Origin of the sequence: Hahella sp. HN01 (assembly GCF_018986435.1) — a bacterium.
GTDB lineage: Bacteria > Pseudomonadota > Gammaproteobacteria > Pseudomonadales > Oleiphilaceae > Hahella.
The window spans coordinates 41,196-61,746 of sequence record NZ_JAHMIN010000033.1 but is presented as its reverse complement, the minus strand read 5'-3'; the positions used below and the strand labels follow the sequence as shown (position 1 = coordinate 61,746).

At 53.8% G+C, this 20,551-nt stretch carries 15 protein-coding genes; 9 read left to right on the top strand and 6 right to left on the bottom strand.

The window, feature by feature from the left end; translation table 11 throughout:
- Nucleotides 1–105: 105 nt before the first annotated feature.
- The 3 genes from KP814_RS25310 to KP814_RS25300 form a co-directional block, all read right to left on the bottom strand.
- A complete protein-coding gene (locus KP814_RS25310) occupies nucleotides 106–303 on the bottom strand; it encodes a PA3496 family putative envelope integrity protein (RefSeq protein WP_127968310.1) in 198 nt (65 codons plus the stop codon).
- 179 nt (nucleotides 304–482) lie between these two features.
- Complete coding sequence (locus tag KP814_RS25305) at nucleotides 483–1,340, bottom strand: MurR/RpiR family transcriptional regulator (protein WP_216739391.1); 858 nt, start codon at nucleotides 1,338–1,340, stop codon at nucleotides 483–485.
- Between the two features lie 144 nt (nucleotides 1,341–1,484).
- Nucleotides 1,485–4,400, bottom strand: coding sequence for an EAL domain-containing protein (locus tag KP814_RS25300; protein WP_253938630.1), 2,916 nt, complete (start codon nucleotides 4,398–4,400; stop codon nucleotides 1,485–1,487).
- A 406-nt stretch (nucleotides 4,401–4,806) separates the two neighbouring features.
- Between KP814_RS25300 and uvrD the strand changes: the two genes are divergently transcribed.
- Entirely contained in the window at nucleotides 4,807–6,972 is a 2,166-nt protein-coding gene (gene uvrD, locus KP814_RS25295; RefSeq protein ID WP_216739389.1) for a DNA helicase II, read from the top strand.
- A 219-nt stretch (nucleotides 6,973–7,191) separates the two neighbouring features.
- Nucleotides 7,192–8,295, top strand: a complete 1,104-nt coding sequence (locus tag KP814_RS25290; RefSeq protein ID WP_216739388.1) for a TRAP transporter substrate-binding protein — start codon at nucleotides 7,192–7,194, stop codon at nucleotides 8,293–8,295.
- Between the two features lie 71 nt (nucleotides 8,296–8,366).
- On the opposite strand, the gene KP814_RS25285 is transcribed toward KP814_RS25290, so the two are convergent.
- The 3 genes from KP814_RS25285 to KP814_RS25275 form a co-directional block, all read right to left on the bottom strand.
- Nucleotides 8,367–8,762 (bottom strand): acyl-CoA thioesterase, encoded by a 396-nt coding sequence (locus tag KP814_RS25285; RefSeq protein WP_011394720.1) that lies wholly within the window; start codon nucleotides 8,760–8,762, stop codon nucleotides 8,367–8,369.
- Between the two features lie 99 nt (nucleotides 8,763–8,861).
- Nucleotides 8,862–10,241 carry a TRAP transporter large permease subunit gene (locus KP814_RS25280; RefSeq protein WP_216739387.1) on the bottom strand — a complete coding sequence of 460 codons (1,380 nt, stop codon included), beginning with the start codon at nucleotides 10,239–10,241 and terminating at the stop codon, nucleotides 8,862–8,864.
- A 1-nt stretch (nucleotide 10,242) separates the two neighbouring features.
- Nucleotides 10,243–10,782, bottom strand: a complete 540-nt coding sequence (locus KP814_RS25275) for a TRAP transporter small permease subunit (protein ID WP_216739386.1) — start codon at nucleotides 10,780–10,782, stop codon at nucleotides 10,243–10,245.
- 342 nt (nucleotides 10,783–11,124) lie between these two features.
- Between KP814_RS25275 and KP814_RS25270 the strand changes: the two genes are divergently transcribed.
- The 7 genes from KP814_RS25270 to KP814_RS25240 all read left to right on the top strand — a co-directional run bounded on the left by KP814_RS25270 (nucleotide 11,125) and on the right by KP814_RS25240 (nucleotide 20,442).
- Nucleotides 11,125–12,096 carry a PstS family phosphate ABC transporter substrate-binding protein gene (locus tag KP814_RS25270; RefSeq protein ID WP_127968318.1) on the top strand — a complete coding sequence of 324 codons (972 nt, stop codon included), beginning with the start codon at nucleotides 11,125–11,127 and terminating at the stop codon, nucleotides 12,094–12,096.
- Nucleotides 12,097–12,293: 197 nt separating this feature from the next.
- Nucleotides 12,294–13,985: a TIGR03545 family protein gene (locus KP814_RS25265; RefSeq protein WP_216739385.1), complete on the top strand. Its 1,692-nt coding sequence runs from the start codon at nucleotides 12,294–12,296 to the stop codon at nucleotides 13,983–13,985.
- 274 nt (nucleotides 13,986–14,259) lie between these two features.
- Nucleotides 14,260–16,536, top strand: a complete 2,277-nt coding sequence (locus KP814_RS25260) for an ABC transporter permease subunit (RefSeq protein WP_216739384.1) — start codon at nucleotides 14,260–14,262, stop codon at nucleotides 16,534–16,536.
- Nucleotides 16,537–16,602: 66 nt separating this feature from the next.
- Nucleotides 16,603–18,267 carry a phosphate ABC transporter permease PstA gene (pstA, locus tag KP814_RS25255; protein WP_216739383.1) on the top strand — a complete coding sequence of 555 codons (1,665 nt, stop codon included), beginning with the start codon at nucleotides 16,603–16,605 and terminating at the stop codon, nucleotides 18,265–18,267.
- Between the two features lie 54 nt (nucleotides 18,268–18,321).
- Nucleotides 18,322–19,194 carry a phosphate ABC transporter ATP-binding protein PstB gene (gene pstB, locus KP814_RS25250; protein ID WP_371824093.1) on the top strand — a complete coding sequence of 291 codons (873 nt, stop codon included), beginning with the start codon at nucleotides 18,322–18,324 and terminating at the stop codon, nucleotides 19,192–19,194.
- A 38-nt stretch (nucleotides 19,195–19,232) separates the two neighbouring features.
- Nucleotides 19,233–19,952 (top strand): phosphate signaling complex protein PhoU, encoded by a 720-nt coding sequence (phoU, locus tag KP814_RS25245; protein WP_127968322.1) that lies wholly within the window; start codon nucleotides 19,233–19,235, stop codon nucleotides 19,950–19,952.
- Nucleotides 19,953–20,049: 97 nt separating this feature from the next.
- A complete protein-coding gene (locus KP814_RS25240) occupies nucleotides 20,050–20,442 on the top strand; it encodes a gamma-glutamylcyclotransferase family protein (RefSeq protein WP_216739381.1) in 393 nt (130 codons plus the stop codon).
- Nucleotides 20,443–20,551: the final 109 nt, after the last annotated feature.

The window sequence follows — 20,551 nt, the reverse complement described above, 5'->3', positions numbered from 1 at the left end:
CTGGTTTATTTTGACGAAATATCCAGCGACCGCTTGGTTAAGCGGAGGACGCGCGTGCGTCCGGGAGGAAGTGGGAACGCACGCGAAGAACGCTATGAAATGCGTTTATTTAGAAAGATAGTAATCTTCGGTAGCCTCACGCAACCGCTTGTTTTCCAGATAGTCTTCTATCGCCCTGCGGGCTTGAAGACGTCGCTTTGAGGCTTGCTTTTCTTTGCTTTTCCTCTCTTGAGTTTCGGACTCGTAAAAAACGTCAAGAATTGTACTGGCGACGGAATCGGAAGGTTGATTCATATTTTGCATGGCTTTCCCCTTAGCCTAGTGACGATTCACTGTAGTTGTTATTTTTTACACTGGAATGACAACCGGCTTACTGCTTGATAACGCGTGTTATCAATCCGTTCCTGCGTTGGTGCGATGCCTTGTCCAGCCGACTGAGGAGCGTCGGTCTTATGCTGTATATTATTTCACCGATAATACAATTAATTAGGTGAGAGCCGCAACGAGCTTAGATTCTTTTTAGCCTGGTTGAGTTTTTGCGCATGACGCTTATCAAGTTTTTGAAACAGATTGGTGGCGATGGTATCCAGAACCATTAAATGGGCAAGGCGTGAAGCCAAAGGAGTGAAGGCGTCAGTGTCTTCGTCCACTGCGACGCCGATATTTAGATTGGCGATATTAGCCAACGCCGACTGAGGCGGACTGATGGCGACAACCCTTGCGCCGGAGGCTCGCGCACGCATGCAGGACTGAATCAGGTTGTTAGTGCGTCCGCTGTGAGAGATAGCGACGATAACGTCGTTCTCTTCCACCAGACCGGCGATCAGCATTTGCATATCTGGATCGGGGCAGGCCTGTGAGTTCAACTTTAAGCGAAAGAACTTTTGTTGCGCATCCGCCGCCACGGCTGCGGATGCGCCATAGCCGAAAAAGTATAAGCGGGAGGATTCGGAAATCCAGGCGCATACCTGCTCAATCCGCTCCCAGGCCAGTTGATTGAAGACCTGCTGCAATGACGACTGCACGTCGCTGAATATCTTGGCGCCAGTCTGCTGCAGACTACCTCCAGAGTTTATTGGAAACGGCGTTTGCCTTTGTATACTTGCAAGCTGCTGGGCAAGGCTCACTTTCAGGCTTTGGAAGCTGTCAAAACTGATGGTGCGACAGAAGCGCACTATAGTCGGCTCGCTGACGCCGGCCTCTGTCGCCAGATCAACGATGCGCATGTGAATGACATCGTTGGGGTTGCGCAGCACACATTCCGCCACTTTCTGTTCGCTCTTGCGCAGCGAATCCCGGTTTTGTCGAAGCCAATTCAATATATCGTGGGGGCGTCCCATCCAACTACCTTGGTGTGTCTATCAGCCCTGTGGAATCAGTAGGCAGGGTAAGCCCATGAATCCGCTTTCGGGGCGGGATTGAAGAACTGCTTTAAGAATAGACAAAAGCGGAGCAGGATTACACTGACCAAAAGTCGCTAGATGTTATTGAGTGACCGGCGTTGGGTTTTGCAGTGCTGGAGAACCAGTGCATTGCTCTCGCAACAGGTTCGCCATCTGCTCGGCCCCCAGTGGCTCGGCGATGAGGTATCCCTGCACAGTATGACAGCCGCTTTCTCGCAAGAACTCCAAATGCCCTTCGTGCTCCACGCCTTCAGCGATGACTTCAAGATTCAGGCTTTTACCCAGCATGATGACGGCGCGGGTGATGGCGGCGTCATCGGCGTTTTGATGCGCGTCTTTAATGAACATGCGGTCTATTTTCAAAGCGTTTAGTGGAAATCGCTTGAGGTAGGAGAGAGAGGAATAGCCTGTCCCGAAATCGTCCACGGTGATGCGCACGCCCATCTCTCTAAGACGGGAGAGCATAAACTGGGTGCGGCCCATGTTTTCCATCAGCGTGCTTTCCGTCAGCTCCAGATCCAGCAGATGCGGGGGAAGGTCGGTGTCCTGCAGGACTTTGCGCACCAGTTGCGGTAAATTGCTCTGACGTAACTGATGTGCGGAAAGATTGACGGATACCTGTATATTATCCAGCCCCTCCCGGCTCCAGGCGGCGGCCTGAGCGCAGGCGGCGCCGAGCATCTGCTCTCCCAGCTCGGTGATCAGACCGCTTTCCTCCGCCATGGGCACGAAGTCGCTGGGACCGATCAGTCCCCTCTGAGGGTGCCGCCATCGCGCCAGCGCCTCCACTCCGGTAATGCGACCGCTATCCAGCGATAACTTGGGCTGGAAGAAGACTTCCATCTGTTGATTTTGTATCGCTCGGCGTAATTCAGTCTCTACTTCCAGGCGCATGCGCGACATGCTGCGCAACATGCGACTGTAAAACTCATAGGTGTTACCGCCGAGGTATTTGGCCTGCCGCACCGCCATATTGGCTTGCTGCATCAGGGTTTGGATTTCCCAGCCGTTGTCTGGGGCCTGAGTGACGCCTATTGAGGTTGAAACGTAAAACTCATGTCCATCGATATTGAAGGGCGCTTTCAGTTCGTCCAGCAGTTGTTCACAGAAACGGCTCATCTGGGAGCGGCTTTTCGCCGGAGTGAGAATTGCAAACTCATCGCTGCCGAGGCGCGCCAGGGTGTGGGCGTGGGATGCGGTTTGTGAAATGCGTGTAGCAACCTGCTTTAACAGCTCATCTCCTCGGTCCTGACCCAGGCTTTCGTTCACCTGCCGAAAGCGGTCAACATTCAGCAGCAGCATATTAATGCTGAGTCCTTGCTCCCGCACTTTGCGGAGAATTTTATCCAGTCGCTCGCGGAACAGCATGCGATTCGCCAGCCCGGTCAATTCGTCATAGTTCAGCAGATAGTGGAGCTTCTCGTCCGCCTGTTTACGCTCAGTCAGGTCGGAAAACAGGCCTGCGTAATGGGTGGTGGCGCCTTCTGTATTGATGATCGAAGTAATCTGCAGCCACTGACAATAGAATTCGCCGGACTTGCGCTTTTCATATAACTCGCCTTGCCAACGGCCTCGCAGAGACAGCTCGTCGCGGATTCGGCTGAATACTTGTCGCTTGTTGGGCGCCTGGCTGAAATCCTCAAGACTGCTACCGATCACTTCTTCTGTTTCATACCCTGTAATCTGGCTGAATGCATTGTTGACGGTGAGGAAGCGGAACTCCGTATCCAATGCGAAGACGCCCTGGGGAGTATGGTCAAACACTGACTTGGCGAGAAGTAACTGCTCATCGCGACTTTTCTCTTTGCTGATATCTCTGCGTGACCCAATCATGCGGGTAATGCGGCCAAGCTTGTCGAAGCTGACTGGTTTGCCGCAATCCTCAACCCAGATCCAGGCGTCTTTGGCGGTGATGACGCGATACTGCACCCGATAAGTGTTACTCAAACCTTTCAGGCACAGCATCATTTCTTTTCTTATGCGTGGGCGATCGTCAGGGTGTATCAGTCCATGCATGCGCTCGACGAAAGCGGTCGCCGACATTTCACGAGGACCAAAGGCGTCGTGAAAGAATGATTGATAAAGGGAGTTTCTCGGAATATCCCAATCCCACAAGGCCAGCCCGGTGGCTTCAATGGCTTGCGATAAACGGGTCTGGCTTTTCATCAGCGCATCGCTGATATTTTTCCGTAGTTTGATTTGCTGACTCAGAATACGGTTGGCTTCGGACAGTTCGTGGGTGCGCTCGCAGATTGCGCCTTCCAGTTCCTTTTGCGTTTCCCGCAACTCCTGTTCAATCTCTTCTCGGTAGGTTATTTCATGGGCGAGCTGCTGATTAAGCTGTTCTGACGCGGAGCGGGCGTTATCCAGATAGGCGATCAAGCCTTGCATCTGCAGATTCTGATTAAGGTAGCGACTTGAGGCGAGGTACCATAGCGCGGCGAGCGGATAGAGAAAGACGCTGAGAATGGCGGCGTTGGTCAGTAACTCTTGAGGCAGGGGTTGTCTACCGTTTAACAGCACTGCAAGCCACAGAAGAGGCATCGCGCTGAGAACAATAAACGGGGTGCGCCAGACGCCAAGGAAAAAGGATAGAAGACCCGCGCCGACGAACTGGGCGATAGTGGCGCTGTCCAGCCAGGAAGCGGGGAGATCCATGATGACGTATGCGGTTATCGGCCCCAACACGGTGGCGATTATGGCGCTGAGTAATACATAAAGCCTGCTGAGGTTGGCGACGTTGCGAGGCAGGTTGGCGCTTTCATTCTGTAATTGCGCCTGAGCCTGTGAGCCGAAGGCGACGAGCAGGACTGCGCAGAAAGCTCCCAGCGCAGTGAGGCAGATCAGAGGCTCTATGGCCTGATGGGGAAAAGCGGTGGCGACGAACCCCATGGTGATTAAAAAAAGCAATGCGGCGGCGTGGCGACTGCGACGCCCCAGCTTTATGAGTTGCTCCCGACGCACCATGAGAGGTTTAGGGCGCGCCATGGTCGACATCAGCTTTAAACTGCTTGCTTGAATATCGTTTGTCCCGGGGTGCATGTTAGTATAATTGTCCGATTTCACTGGAATCCCGCCGCACAAACAAACCCGTCATATCTGCTTTTGACGGTTGGCGAACCTGGAAAGCAGCGATGCAATGTTGTAATAGGCTGTAAAATTATCCAGTATTAATCGCCGCAAATATGCAAAGCGGCGACTCCGGTTTAGCGGTTCAGTGTGCTTACTGTATGTAACATTTTGTTATTTTTTGTTCGTTGTCCCATTTAACCCGATAGTGAACTCGCGCACAAGCACTTCGAATAAAATCGGAGATTGGTCTGCGGTTAATTTTCCTGACATGTCATACGCGGAAAGCCGTTAACAACAAAGCCCTTCAAACAAAGAGAGGTAAGTCTCAGCAATGGACGTAACGGCGGTATTGGACCCGCTTAACGATGCTCAACGTGAGGCGGTTACCGCCAGCGCCCGCAACCTGCTGGTTCTGGCAGGCGCCGGTAGCGGCAAAACCCGCGTTCTTGTGCACCGCATGGCATGGTTGATTCAAGTCGAGCGTATTGGCGCTCACGCAATAATGGCGGTGACGTTCACCAATAAGGCGGCGCGGGAAATGCGCGAGCGGGTGGAGTCGCTGTTGCATATTCCTACTCGCGGCATGTGGCTTGGCACCTTTCACAGTCTGGCGCATCGACTGCTGCGCGCCCACTGGCGGGAAGCCGGACTGCCGGAAAATTTTCAGGTCATAGACTCCGATGACCAGCAGCGCATGCTGAAGCGAGTGATTCGCGAGCTGGGACTGGATGAGTCCAAGTGGCCTGCGCGCCAGGCGCAATATTTTATCAACAGCCAGAAAGACGAAGGGCTGCGACCGGAAAACATTGAGCCGGGTAGCGACGCCTGGCGGCAGACCATGAACAAGATATACCAGCGTTACGACGAATATTGTCGGCAAAGCGGACTGGTGGATTTTGGCGAGTTACTGCTGCGCTCTCATGAAATCTGGCTGCAAAAGCCGGATCTGTTACAGCACTATCAGCAGCGCTTCCAACATATACTGGTTGATGAGTTTCAGGATACCAACACCATTCAATATGCATGGCTGCGCGTGTTGGCGGGGGACCGCGTCCCTATGACAGTAGTTGGAGACGATGACCAGTCCATTTACGGCTGGCGTGGCGCCAAGATTGAGAATATCCAGCGTTTCCAGAATGACTTCGGCGAAGCGGCGTTGGTGCGTCTGGAACAAAACTACCGCTCGACACAGACCATTTTGCGGGCCGCCAACCATGTCATTGCCCACAATCCGAGTCGCCTTGGCAAGCAGCTCTGGACGGATCAGGGCGAAGGCGAGGCGATTGATGTGTACGCCGCGTTTAACGAGCAGGATGAAGCCAACTATATCGTCGAGTCCGTGCAGTCCTGGGTGAATCAGGGGCGTTCCCGTTCGGAAGTGGCGCTGCTGTACCGTTCCAACGTGCAGTCACGGGTATTGGAAGAAGCGCTGATTCGCCACAGCGTGCCTTATCGGATTTATGGCGGTTTGCGCTTCTATGATCGCTTGGAAGTTAAAAACGCCGTGGCGTATTTGCGCTTGGCGCACTTCTCTCACGATGACGCCGCCTTTGAGCGGGTGGTCAATGTTCCTCCTCGGGGCGTTGGCGCCAAGTCATTGGAGACATTGCGCGACGCGGCTCGCGAGCGCCGAGGGTCGTTGTGGCAGACCACGGTGGCGGCGGTTGGCGCAGGCTTGCTTAAAGGCAAGGCGGGTGCTGGGCTGAAGCACTTTATTGAAATAGTCGAAAATCTGCGCGAGTTTGCCAAAGACAACAGCTTGCAGGATCTGACCAAGCATATGCTGGAGGTCAGCGGCATATTGGAGCATCACGCCAATGAAAAGGGAGATAAGGCGGAAGCGCGCAAGGAAAACCTGCTGGAGCTGGTGAATGCGGTTGCTGAGTACGAAACGCTCGACAATGAATCGCCACTGGCGGAGTTCCTGACCCAGGCGGCGCTGGATGCGGGCGAACGGCAGGCGGATGCGGATCAAGATGCAGTGCAGCTTATGACGCTGCACTCCGCTAAAGGTTTGGAGTTTCCTTTGGTGTTCCTGACAGGCATGGAGGAAGAACTGTTTCCTCACTCAATGGCGCTGGAAGAGGCGGGTCGCTTGGAAGAAGAGCGTCGATTGTGCTACGTCGGCATCACGCGCGCCATGGAAAAGCTGGTGCTTACTTTCGCGGAAAGCCGCCGCTTGTACGGTCAGGATAAATACCACTCTATCTCTCGCTTTGTCCGCGAAATTCCCAATGAATTATTACGTGAAGTGCGTTTGCGCTCCGTCGTGAGCAAACCTATGTTTTGGGATCGTGGGCCGGCGCATGGGGCTATTGGCGAATCCGCACAGCAGTCGGGTATTTCCCTTGGGCAGCGGGTGCGACATGAAAAGTTTGGCGAAGGCGTGGTGCTGAACTATGAAGGCAGTGGTCCGCATTCCCGGATTCAGGTGAACTTCGACGATCAGGGCAGTAAATGGCTGGTGCTTTCATACGCCAAACTGGAAGTGATTTGAGCGGCCTGACTGTTAAGTGATCCGTTAGATTTTGCGTGCGCTTCGCCAGTGTCCTTTTGCCGGATAATCGAGTTATACTGCGGAACGCAGCCTTCTCGTCGGCTCATCTAAGCAGGTTTTATCCGCCTGTTTAGAAGGCTTGGCGACTGGCGCTGGATGCTTGGCTGCGCAAGGCGCCGAGATCGCATAAGAATAAAGACAAAAAGGAGACGCAATCGAATGAAAAGACGCTATCTGTTTTCCCTGATGGGCGCGGGCATGTTGGGAATGCTGTTGGGCGGATGCTCCGCCGAGAAAGAAGCGGCGGCCCCGGTTGCCCAGCAGGCGCCCAAGCAAACCATCCAATGGAAGCTGGTAACTTCCTGGCCGAAAAACTTCCCGGGACTGGGCGAGGCCCCAGAACGCTTCGCTAAAGAAGTCGAACGCATGAGCGATGGCCGCCTCAAGGTCAAAGTCTACGGCGCCGGTGAACTGGTTCCCGCGTTGGAAGTGTTTGACGCGGTCTCTCAGGGTACTGCGGAAGCAGGCCACGCTGCATCCTACTACTGGAAAGGCAAAATTCCCGCCGCACAGTTCTTCTCCACCGTTCCTTTTGGTCTGAACGCCCAGGAAATCAATTCCTGGATCAGCTATGGCGGCGGTCTGGAGTTATGGCGTGAATTGTATGAACCGTTCGGCGTCATTCCTATGCTTGGCGGCAACACCGGCGTACAGATGGGAGGCTGGTTCAACAAAGAGATCAACTCTCTGGATGACCTGAAAGGTCTCAAGATGCGTATCCCTGGCCTGGGTGGCGAAGTGTTGCAGCGGGCGGGAGGCACGCCTGTGCAGTTGCCTGGCGGCGAAATCTTCACTGCTTTGCAAACCGGCGCTATCGACGCCACCGAATGGGTGGGCCCGTACAATGATCTGGCGTTCGGTCTGCATAAAGCGGCTAAATACTACTACTACCCAGGTTGGCACGAACCCGGCACTTCCTTGGAGTTTACCTTCAACAAGAAAGCGTTTGAGGCTTTGCCGAAAGATCTGCAAGCCATCGTTGAGGTGGCTGCGCGTATGATCAACCAGGACATGCTGGATGAGTACACGGCGCGTAACAATGCGGCGTTGAACGAATTGGTTAACAACCACGGTGTGGATGTCAGACGTTTTCCTGACGACGTGTTGAAGGAGTTACAAGACATCTCCCGTCAGACGATTCAGGAGATTGCGGAGAAAGATCCCGCAGTGAAGAAGGTATATGAGTCTTATGAGAAGTTCCGCAGCAATGTGTGGAAATACCACGAGATCTCAGAAAAAGCCTATATCAACGCCAGATCCTAAGACGATCGACTGACCCAAAAAAAACCGCAGCTCAGACTGCGGTTTTTTTATGCCTTGCGCCATGGTTTGGCTCACTCTCCGGCAGGCACCGCGCGAATGCGTCCGGAGTCGTCAATCGCAACCAGTACAAACACGCCTTCAGTCACCTTGCGGGGAGTATTCTGGTGGTTGTCGCGAGTCCAAACTTCCACTTCGATGTGCATGGAGCTGGTGCCGATATTAACCATGCGCGCATAACAACTGACTTCCGCGCCGACTCTAACCGGAGATAGAAAATCCAGTTGTTTCACGGATACTGTCGCAGTACGGCCTTTGGCGATACGGCCAGCCATGCTGGCGGCGGCCAGGTCCATCTGCGACATCAACCAGCCGGCGTAAATATCGCCGTTGGAGTTGGTGTCCTTATCGAGAGCGATGACGCGAAGCGCCAGTTCTCCGTTGGGTGCTGAGCTACTAGAAGCTTTCATGACAGTTCTCTTGTATTTATGAAAATCCGATATCTGCAAGTTTAGGCGCTGTCGCGACGTTTCTCCGCCGTAGCCGAGGCGCCTGAACTAAGGAGGCGGTCAGGGCCCGTAAACCACCTCCGGCAACCAGGTCGCCAGTGACGGCCAGGCCGCCAGCAGACAAAGCATTAATACCTGGATTGCGATAAATGGGGCCACGCCCATATAAATGTCCGTCGTTTTCACATGGCTTGGGGCGACCCCGCGTAAATAAAACAGCGAAAACCCGAAGGGCGGGGTCAGGAACGACGTTTGCAAATTCAAGCCAATCATGATACCCAGCCAGATGGGGTCTACGCCCATCGCCAGTAATACCGGGCCGACAATGGGCACCACGACGAAGGTGATCTCGATGAAGTCGAGAATAAAGCCCAACAGGAAAATAACCAGCATCACTACCAGCACCGCCATGAACACGCCGCCGGGCATGGATGCAAAGATATCTTTGATCAGCTCATCGCCGCCATAGGCGCGGAACACCAGTGAGAAGATGGTGGCGCCTATCAAAATCATGAACACCATGCAGGTGACGCGGGTGGTTTGCTGGCAAACATCTCTTAGTACGGAAATTGAGATCTGGCGTTTGTAGATCGCCAGGATAATGGCGCCAAATGCGCCGACGCCTGCGGCTTCCGTTGGCGTGGCGATTCCGGACAGAATTGATCCCAGAACGGCGATGATCAGCGCCAATGGCGGCGTCAGGTCGCGCAACAAGGAGAGTTCGCGGGAGTGCATTTCCTGCTTGCTCAGCTTTTCGCCCGCAGGCAACAGGTCGGGTTTAACCAGCGCCAGTACAAATAGATAAATGATGTACAGCAGAACCAGTACAAGACCGGGAATCAGCGCTCCCACGAACAGGTCGCCTACGGATACGGTGTCCGGGTTGAAGATGCCCATGTCACGCTGGGCTTGCTGATAGGCGCTGGATAGCACGTCGCCCAGCAATACCAGGGCGATTGACGGGGGAATGATCTGGCCCAGGGTGCCTGTGGCGCAGATTGTGCCCGTAGCTACCGCTTTACTGTAGTTGCTCTTCAGCATGGTGGGCAGGGAGATCAAACCCATCGTCACTACGGTGGCGCCGACGATGCCGGTACTGGCCGCCAGCAACATGCCGACGATCGCCACAGAAATACCCAGACCGCCAGGAATATTGCGGAACAGCATCGCCATACTTTCCAGCAGGTTCTCTGCGATCTTTGACTTCTGCAGCATGCAGCCCATGAACACAAATAAGGGAACCGCCAACAGGGTCTGGTTATTCATCAAGCCATACAAACGGCTGGGAGTGGCCAGCAGGAAACTGTTGTCAAAAACACCCGCCATGGCGCCAATGCCCGCAAAGGCGAGGGCGGTGCCGGCGAGCGAGAACGCGACAGGATAACCGCAGAGCAGTACCAGACACACCGCAGCGAACATGAACAGCGACATATACTCCATCTCAGTCTTGCTCCTCTTGTCCGCGGGAATGGCTGGGGTCGATGATCAGGCAGAGGTTGCGCAGAACCTCTGCAATGCCCTGCGCGCCAAGCACAAAAACCAGCGCCAGAATGAGTGACTTGAGAATAAAGACCGCAGGCAGGCCGGCCGCTTCGGCGGACACCTCGCGAATGCGCCAGCTTTGCGCAATGTAAGGCCAGCTTTCAATGCCGATATAAATAATCAGAGGGAAGAGCAGCAACAAGGTTCCCAGCAGGTTCACCACTGCTTTGCCGCGTACGGAAAATCGTTGATAAAGAATATCCACCCTGACATGCTCGTCGTGTTTCAGGGTGTAGGCGGAAGCAATCATGAATACGAAGCCGTGCATGTAGAGCACGGATTCCTGCAGGGCGATGGAACTATTGTTGAAGACGTATCGGAGCAGGACGACGGCGACAGTTCCGACCACCATTCCGATATTGAGCCAGGCGATGATTGCGCCGGTTTTCTCGGTGAATGCGTCAATGAGTCTCACAACAGCAGTGAGGCCGTTAGTCATTATGGATTTTCCTTCTTGTTGTTAGATGGGGCTATCGGTGTGGCGACCGAGTCAGCAGCCCTTCATGTCCACAGCTCTTACTTCTGACATATCTATGCATACGACGCCCGAAAAATCCCTAATGTGAAGCAGTCTCTTGTTTCCTTAACCGGGGCGGAAATTCAACCGCTAAGTTTAACCTGAGTGAAAGGGGAATGCGATGAGCCTTGGGTGAAATCACGTTGCAATCTGAATGTCACAACGCGTCATTTTGTAACATCCCTGTCATATTCGAATCCTATAGTGGCGATCAATCCGACGAACCTATCGGATACGTCGTTACAAAACCAGGAGTTCATCCCTATGCAATTAAAAAAATTTTTTGCGGCAGCCACAGTTGTAGCTGCTTCATTCTGGGCAGGCGCAGCTTCCGCGGATCTGGATCCCAAGCTGACTGATTACAGCAAAGCAAGTGGTGTTTCCGGCAATCTATCCAGCGTAGGTTCCGATACTCTGGCCAACTTGATGACACTGTGGGCTGAAGAGTTCAAGCGCAACTATCCAAACGTCAATATTCAGATTCAGGCCGCTGGCTCTTCCACTGCTCCGCCTGCATTGACCGAAGGCACTTCCAACCTGGGCCCAATGAGCCGCAAGATGAAAGACAAAGAGCTGGAAGCCTTTGAGAAGAAATTCGGTTACAAGCCAACCGCTATCCCTGTTGCGATCGACGCCTTGGCGGTGTTCGTACACAAAGACAACCCCATTAAAGGCATGACCATGGCGCAAATCGACGCTGTGTTCTCCTCTACTCGCAAGTGCGGTTACAGCAAAGACATTACTACCTGGGGCGATCTGGGTCTGACTGGCTCCATGGCGAACCGCTCTATCCAGTTGTTCGGTCGTAACTCTGTATCCGGTACTTACGGTTACTTCAAAGAGCACGCGCTGTGTAAAGGCGACTACAAAAACAACGTGAACGAGCAACCTGGCTCCGCTTCTGTTGTACAAGGCGTTTCCGAGTCTGTTAACGGCATCGGCTACTCTGGCATCGGCTACAAAACCGCCAGCGTACGTTTGGTTCCTCTGGCCAAGAAAGAAGGCGACAAGTTCGTAGAAGCTTCACCTGCAACTGCGATCACTGGCGAATACCCACTGTCCCGCTTCCTGTACGTATATGTTAACAAGGCGCCAAACAAAGACCTGGATCCTATCGTTGGCGAATTCGTTAAGATGATCATGTCCAAGCAAGGTCAGGAAGTGGTTGTGAAAGACGGCTATGTGCCGCTGCCTGCTTCCGTCACCAGCAAGTACCTGAAAGAGCTGTCACTGTAAGACTTTCTTACAGACAAAGCCTAAAGGTCGAAAAAAACCGCCTCATGCAGGCGGTTTTTTCTTTTGTGAAGCGCACTTACCTGCTTTGGTTCTACGCATAATCCCCGCCATCCCGCAATACACATTTCACATCCGCGCTGCTATCTTATGCGGTTATCGGGGTAACTCTTTCGCCAAAGAAAACATAAGGAAAAGCCATGCGCGTACTTAAGTTTGTTGGCTATGTATTCGTTCTGTTGATCGTAATAGTCATAGCCGCTCTCTTTTTTATAGATATCATCGCCAAGTTCGCGATTGAAGAAGAAGGAACCAAAGCGGTTAAGGCCAAGGTTGAAGTCGATTCGGTGGATGTCCGATTCTTTCCCCTTGGCGCCTCAATTTATGGTTTGAAGGTGACCAATCCTCAGGCGCCGATGACCAACGCGTTTGAGGCGGAACTGATCGACGCTAATCTGGACTGGGAACCTCTGCTGAAGTCCAAAGTGATTGTGGAGACCGCCGCGCTGGAAGGCATGCGCTTTAATACTGCGCGCTCGGTTACCGGCGCTGTGCCAGGATTAACGCCGCCGCCCAGCCAGGAGCCGTCGTTGGTTGATCAGTTCAAAGAAGATATGAAACTGCCGGCCATTGATATTCCAGACCCGAATGAACTGCTGGCCAGAGTGGACCTCAAGACCGTATCCATGGCCAAAGAGATGGAAGCGTCTTTGGCTGCGCGCAAGAAAGCCTGGAAAGAGCGCATCGATGGTCTGCCGAACAAAGAAACCCTGGAAAGCTATAAGCAGCGCATCAAGGCGTTGAAAGAGGCGAAAAATCCTCTGGAAAGACTGCAGGCGGTCGCCAAGGTGAAAGATTTGCAGAGCGACGCCAAGAAGGACTTGCAGAAAATCCGCGACGCCAAGTCTGACCTGGAAAAAGAAGTCGCTCAGTTGAAAGCGGATCTGGCCAAAGTAAAAGCCGCGCCGCAGGAAGATATGAAGCGTGTGATGGAGCTGGCTGGTTTGAATCCAGGCGCCTGGGAAGGGCTGGCGAAAGCCTTGTTCGGCGATGAAGTGGCGAAATGGGCGAATAACGCCTATATGTGGTACGGTCGCTTGCAGCCCTACATCAATGGCTCTGGCGAAGAAGCGCAGAAATCCGCTCCCGAGCCTGACACAACCGACTACAGCGATGGCTTGCCACGGTTCCTGGTGAAGACGCTGAGCATCAGCGGTAAATTGCCGATTCCGCAGCAGGATGTGCCGTTCTCCGGTAAGTTTAACAACTTGACGGATCGCGCCGACGTATGGGGCAAGCCTGCGCAACTGGCGTTGCAAAGTCAGGCGCAGGGCGTCGGGAAAATGGACTTCAAAGGCGTTCTTGATCATGTCACCGCGATCGCCAAAGATTCCTTCTCTTTTGACCTGAAAGATCTGCCTGTCACCGATCTTGTTTTCTCTGATAAAGAAGATTTCCCTGTGACCTTGAGCAAAGCCATCGCCGCTATTGCAGGCAAGGCGGATATCACGGACGGCAAACTGGCGATGAATGTCGACGCCAAGTTCCTGGAAGTGCAACTGGCTAATCTGTTGGAGGGTGAGAGCGCTCCGTTGAAGAAAGCGTTGCTGAACGCATTGAAGAATATCTCTCAGTTCGATGTGAATATGCTGGCCTCCGGCGCATTGCAGGACCCACAAGTGAAGATCACTTCCAGCCTGGATAAAATCCTGTCGCAAAGCGTGAAAGGGCTGATCGATGAGGAGAAGAAAAAGCTTTCCGGCAAAGTTCAGGCGAAGCTGAATGAAATCGTCAGCGAGAAAGTTGGCGGGTTGGACAGCGAGCTGAATGGGTTGGTGGATATCAACGCATTGTTACAAGAACGTATCGGCGACTTTTCCAACCTGTTGTAACGGTAATCCGCTGTTATCAGCAGTAATACGCGGGGGCGAAATGGCTTCGTCCCCGCTAACGCTCCCTCTCTTTGTTCCCTTAAACTGCGCGTTAAGCGCAGGCTACGATGACGATCGGCGGCAACTGGGCTCACGCCCTGACAAGCTGTCACAGAAGCTTAAAATCCCTCTGCTTTAATGAAGACTCCGCCAGCGACAAATGTGACAGGGTTGTAACATAACTGTCACATTATGCCGCTATCGTTTGCGCATCTTTTAATATTGGGATTTCACTATGAATGAGGCGGTATCTGTCAAAGCCCCGGAGATAGACTTCAATACCCCCCAGCTCAAGCGCCACCGCAATATCAGAACCCTGAAAGACAAAATGGCGAAGGGGTTTATCGCCGCTGGCGGTGTGAGCGTCATTGTTGCAGTCACCCTGATCTTCTTTTACTTACTGTATGAAGTGGCGCCGATCTTTGAATCTGCGTCCGTAGACGCCGTCGCCAGTTATGACGCTCCCGGCGAGAAGGGGGCTATCCTGCTGCTGGGCATGGAAGAGCAGGCCGAGAAGGGGCTGCGTCTGGACGATAATGGCAATGTTACTTTCTTCAATTTGAAAGACGGCTCCGTCGATTCCGCTACCCGTCTGCCTATTCCTGATAGTGCGTCCTTGACTGGCGTCAACGAAGGCGCGCCGGGCTCCAACACTGTGGTAGCCGGCGTGAGTGACGGCAGCGTCGTTATTTTCAAACACACCTATAACATCACTTGGCCCAACAATGTTCGGGTAATCACGCCATCGCTGGAGTTTCCCTATGGCGAATCTCCTATGGCGCTCGATCCATCTGGAGCGGCGCTGACCCATGTGGCGGTGCGTGACAATAATGATTATCTGCTGGTCGTCGGCTCCAATGAGTCGAACAAGCTGTTCGCCAGCTTTTACGAAAAGGAAGCGAACTTTCTGACTGGCGATGTGACGCTGGAGGAATCCTCCGTCACCATGCCTTCAGTGAATGGCGATATCGTTTCCATTCAGATCAGCCCAGACACCCGTTGGCTGTATGTCGCGACTAAGAGCGGCAAGCTGGATATGTACGACATCTCCAACAAGCAGTCGCCGGATTTGATCGCTCGCGTTGACGCTGTCGCGTCAGGCTCCCAGATCACTGACATGAGCTTTCTGCTGGGCGGCTATTCTTTGTTGATCGCTAACAACCGTGGCGAAATTCGTCAGTGGTTCCCTGTACGCGACAAAGAAAACCAGTATCACCTGCAGCATGTGCGCAGCTTCCAGGCAGGTAAGGCGGCTATCGCCAAGATCGCGGTGGAGCCAAGACGCAAAGGCTTTCTGGTCGCTACCGCTCAGGGCGAAGCGGCGATTTTTAACACCACTGCCGAACGCAATCTGCTGCAAGAGCAGATCGTCGATGGCGACGTCAAGCATATGACGGTTGCGCCCAGAGCCAACTTCATGTTGTTGCAGTCGCAGGATGATCGTCTGCATTTCTGGAGTATCGACAACGAACACCCGGATGTGTCCTGGTCTGCGCTATGGAGCAAAGTCTGGTATGAAGGCTACTCTGAGCCTGACTACGTCTGGCAGTCCTCCGCCGCCAGTAATGACTTTGAACCCAAATACAGCCTGACGCCTCTGGTGTTCGGCACGATCAAAGCGGCGTTTTACGCCATGTTGATCGCAATTCCGCTGGCGATCTGCGGCGCCTTGTACACTGCTCATTTCATGTCGCCGACCCTGCGTCGGAAAGTGAAGCCAGCGATTGAGCTGATGGAAGCGTTGCCGACGGTTATCCTTGGTTTCCTGGCAGGCTTGTTTTTCGCTCCGTTCATGGAGTCTCACATGCCAGGCGTATTCACGCTGCTGGTGCTGACCCCGATCGCGATTCTTGTGTTCAGTTTCGCATGGGCCAATATGCCGCAGTCCGTGCGCCTGATGGTGCCGGAAGGTTGGGAGCCGTTGTTGTTGCTGCCGGTTATCTGCTTCATCGGTTGGCTCAGTTTTGCTATCAGCCCCGCGGTAGAAGTGGCTCTGTTCGACGGCAATATGCCGCACTGGCTGAAAGAAACCATTGGTTTGGATTATGACCAGCGCAACGCGCTTGTGGTAGGCGCGGCGATGGGCTTTGCGGTGATCCCAACCATTTTCTCCATCACCGAAGACGCCGTGTTCAGCGTGCCGAAGCATTTGACCTACGGATCTCTGGCGCTGGGCGCTACGCCTTGGCAAACCATGATTCGCGTAGTGTTGCCGACCGCCAGCCCCGGTATTTTCTCCGCGCTGATGATCGGTCTGGGGCGTGCTGTCGGTGAGACCATGATCGTACTGATGGCGACAGGCAATACGCCGATTATGGATATGAATATCTTTGAGGGCATGCGTACGCTGGCCGCTAACATTGCGGTGGAAATGCCGGAGTCCGAAGTTGGCAGCTCCCACTTCCGGATCTTGTTCCTGGCGGCGTTCGTGTTGTTCCTGTTCACCTTCCTGGTGAACACCGTGGCTGAATTCGTGCGCCAGCGTCTGCGGGCCAAGTACAGCGTGATCTAAGATCGCGCTGAGTCATGCGGAAGTCCGATGGGCAGTAAAGAAATCTGAGAGAATCGAGAGAACAGAATGCGCGTTTCACTGAAAACCTGGTTTAACAAAGGCGATCCCTGGATCTGGATTAACGCCGGCGCTGTATCAATCAGTCTGGTGATGGTGTTCGGTCTGCTGTTGCTGATTGGCGTGCGCGGCTTGGCCCACTTTTGGCCTCACAGCCTGATGGAAACCGATTATCTGGGCGAGAACGATAAAACCACGCTGTTGATTGGTGAGATCGTCGAAACAGAAGAAGTGCCGGCGGAGCAATTGCACGCCGCGGGTGTGCAGGTGCCGCCGGGCGTAGATTATATGCGCCGTGATCTGATCAAGACCGGCAATCGTGATGTGCTTGGCTCCGACTTCCGCTGGGTGCTGGCGGACCGCATGCGTGACGTGCGCTACCCCAAAGAGTTGATGACGCTGGAGCGTCGCGAATGGGGTAATTTTTACGGCTATCTGGTGTCCGTCAAAGAAGACGGTTCGGTAGTGGCCTCAGGCTCTGGCGCCTGGGATGAGTTACAGTCCCGCATCGATCGCGCCTTGTCGCTGCATGACCGTATCTATGACATTGAGAAGCAGCAGATCGGTAAGGTGAACTACACGCTGGAGCGTCTGCGTCTGAAGGAACGTCGTCTTGAGCTGGATGGCCGCAAGACGCCGGAAGCCATGGCGGAGATTGAAGCCGAGCGCGCTGAACAGCACGCCACCTATGAAGTGCTGCAAAAGGATCTGAACGAGCTGTATCAGGAAATCAAACGCGACGCTCTGGTGGCGCGTGCGATGAACGGTAAAGAGCTGGAAATCCCTCTGTCCAAAGTGGTGCGCGCATTCCAGCCGAACCAAATGGGGCTGGGAGATAAAATCGGATTCTACTTCGCCAAAATCTGGGAGTTCATCAGTGATGACCCACGCGAGGCGAACACCGAAGGCGGTATTTTCCCCGCTATCTACGGTACTGTGCTGATGGTGGTCATCATGTCCGTACTGGTGACGCCTTTGGGTGTGATCGCAGCGGTTTATCTGAGAGAGTATGCGCATCAGGGCGCTTTGACGCGAATCATCCGCATCGCGGTGAATAACCTGGCGGGCGTACCCTCTATCGTGTATGGCGTGTTTGGCCTGGGCTTCTTCATTTACTTTATTGGTAGCGGTATTGACGAGCACTTCTTTCCAGAAGCGCTGCCGTCGCCGACCTTTGGCGCCCCTGGGTTGCTGTGGGCCTCCATCACCCTGGCTATTTTGACCCTGCCTGTGGTGATCGTCGCTACCGAAGAAGGCCTGGCGCGTATTCCCCGCTCGATTCGTGAGGGCAGCCTGGCGCTGGGCGCGACCAAGGCCGAGACGTTGTGGCGGGTTGTGCTGCCGATGGCCAGTCCGGCGATGATGACTGGCGTGATCCTGGCGATTGCGCGCGCCGCCGGGGAAGTGGCTCCTTTGATGCTGGTAGGGGTGGTCAAACTGGCACCGTCGTTGCCCTTGGATGGCAATTATCCCTACCTGCATTTGGATCAAAAATTTATGCACCTGGGCTTCCATATCTATGACGTTGGCTTCCAAAGCCCGAACGTAGAGGCGGCGCGCCCACTGGTATATGCGACGGCCCTGTTGCTGGTGGCGGTGATCGCATTGCTTAACCTGAGTGCAGTGGCGATTCGTAACCGCCTGCGTGAAAAGTACAAAGCCCTTGAGATGTAACCTGAGCCGGATGACGCCCCGAAGCCGGTGGGGAGGACTATAATGAGTGAAACTATGACCAATCAGAACGTAGTGAACGACGAGCAGCCATTCAACGAATCCAAACACCGTTCTCACGGTATCGACATTAGTGCGATCGAGCGCTCGATGGAGGATTTGTCGATCGACAATGAGACGATCGCCCTGGAGGTGAACAAGCTCAAGCTGTTCTACGGCGAGAAAGAAGCGTTGCATGGCATTGATATGCGCATTCCGCAAAAGCGGGTGACGGCGTTTATCGGTCCGTCAGGTTGTGGTAAGTCCACCCTGCTGCGTTGCTTTAACCGCATGAATGATCTGGTTGACGGGTGTCGTATTGACGGGCAGATTCTGCTGGAAAAAGAAGATATCTACCGTAAGGGCGTGGACGTGGCGGAGTTGCGCCGTCGCGTAGGCATGGTGTTCCAGAAGCCGAACCCATTCCCCAAGACCATCTATGAGAACGTGGCCTACGGGCTCAGAATTCAGGGTATCAACAAGAAGCGTATTCTGGATGAAACCGTGGAATGGGCGCTCAAGTCCGCGGCATTGTGGGATGAAGTGAAAGACCGCCTGAATGACAGTGCTCTGGGCTTGTCCGGCGGCCAGCAGCAGCGTCTGGTTATCGCCCGCACCGTAGCGGTGAAACCGGAAGTTCTCTTGCTTGACGAACCTGCATCGGCTCTTGACCCGCTATCGACGCTGAAGATCGAAGAGCTGATCCACGAACTGAAAAACGATTACACCATTGTTATCGTCACCCACAATATGCAGCAGGCGGCGCGAGTATCGGACTATACTGCCTTCATGTACATGGGCGATCTGATTGAGTTTGGCAGCACTAACCAGCTGTTCACCAATCCGTCCTGCAAGCAGACAGAAGATTATATTACCGGGCGTTACGGGTAACAGTTTTCCCCGGCGGAAATTAGTAATAGGAAGCATATATGGCGAACTCAGACGTTCATTTGCAGCATATTTCTCAACAGTTCAATGTGGATTTGCGGGAGCTTCGGAACCATGTTCTGGTGATGGGCGGCCTGGTGGAAAAGCAGGTGGCGGACGCGGTTGAGGCGTTGGTGCGCGGGGATTCAGAACTGGCCGAGATGGTGCGCCAGAATGACAATGACGTCGATAAACTGGAAATAACCATCGATGAAGAGTGCACCCGGGTAATCGCCAAGCGTCAGCCGACGGCGAGCGATCTGCGTCTGGTGGTGGCGATTGCGAAAATGGTTAACGACCTGGAGCGCATCGGCGACGAGTCGGAGAAAATCGCCAAGAACGCGCTGCAATTGCTGGAAGAAGGCGAAGCGCCGCGCGGCTACGTGGAAGTGCGTCATATCGGCAGTCATGTCGGAAAAATGGTGCATGACGCTCTGGACGCTTTCGCCCGTTTCGATCTGGATCTGGCTTTCGAGGTTATGAAAGAAGACAAGTCAGTGGATATCGAGTACAAAACTGCGATGCGTTCACTGGTGACGTTCATGATGGAAGATCCGCGCAGTATCTCCCGTATCCTCAGCGTCATGTGGGTGTTGCGCGCGCTGGAGCGCATTGGCGACCACGCCAGAAACATCTGCGAGCACGTAATTTTTATGGTGAAAGGCAAGGATGTGCGCCACGCTTCTCTGGAGAAGACAGAGAAGCTTATTGAGAGATCCTGATCTTTTTTCGGCGACTCATTTCATGGTAAAACGCAGCTTCGGCTGCGTTTTTTGCGTTTAGGCCGCGGTTTCAACCACTGTTATCAGGATTTGTGCATTGTCTACGCCGCTTTTTTGTTATGGCACGCTGCGTCATCCTCATGTGATGCAACGGCTGTTAGGATGGGCGCCCGAAGCTTCCGCCGCCAGACTGCCGGGATATCGATGTCTGCAGGTCGTCGGGAAGGCTTATCCAGGCCTCTGGCGCGATCGTAGCGCTATTTGTCCCGGTCACCTCTACCATGGCCTGACTAAACATGACATCGCCCGCCTTGACCATTATGAAGGCGATGATTATGAGCGTCGTTACGCCATAGTCAGGACACCGGGAGGCGGCCGCCTGACTGCCTGGATTTACCTTTATCGCCGGCCTGAGAAACTGACCACCCGTATCTGGCGTTACGAAACCTTTCTAAGGGAAAGTCTGGTTAACTATCTTAGTGAATTGTAGGTTTTTGTAATATAAGCCGGTTTTCCAAAGCGCTGAAAATTTAGACAACTATACTGGAAGACAGGCGAACGGATTCATGCCGCTCGCCATGTCTTCCTGTTGTCGTTGT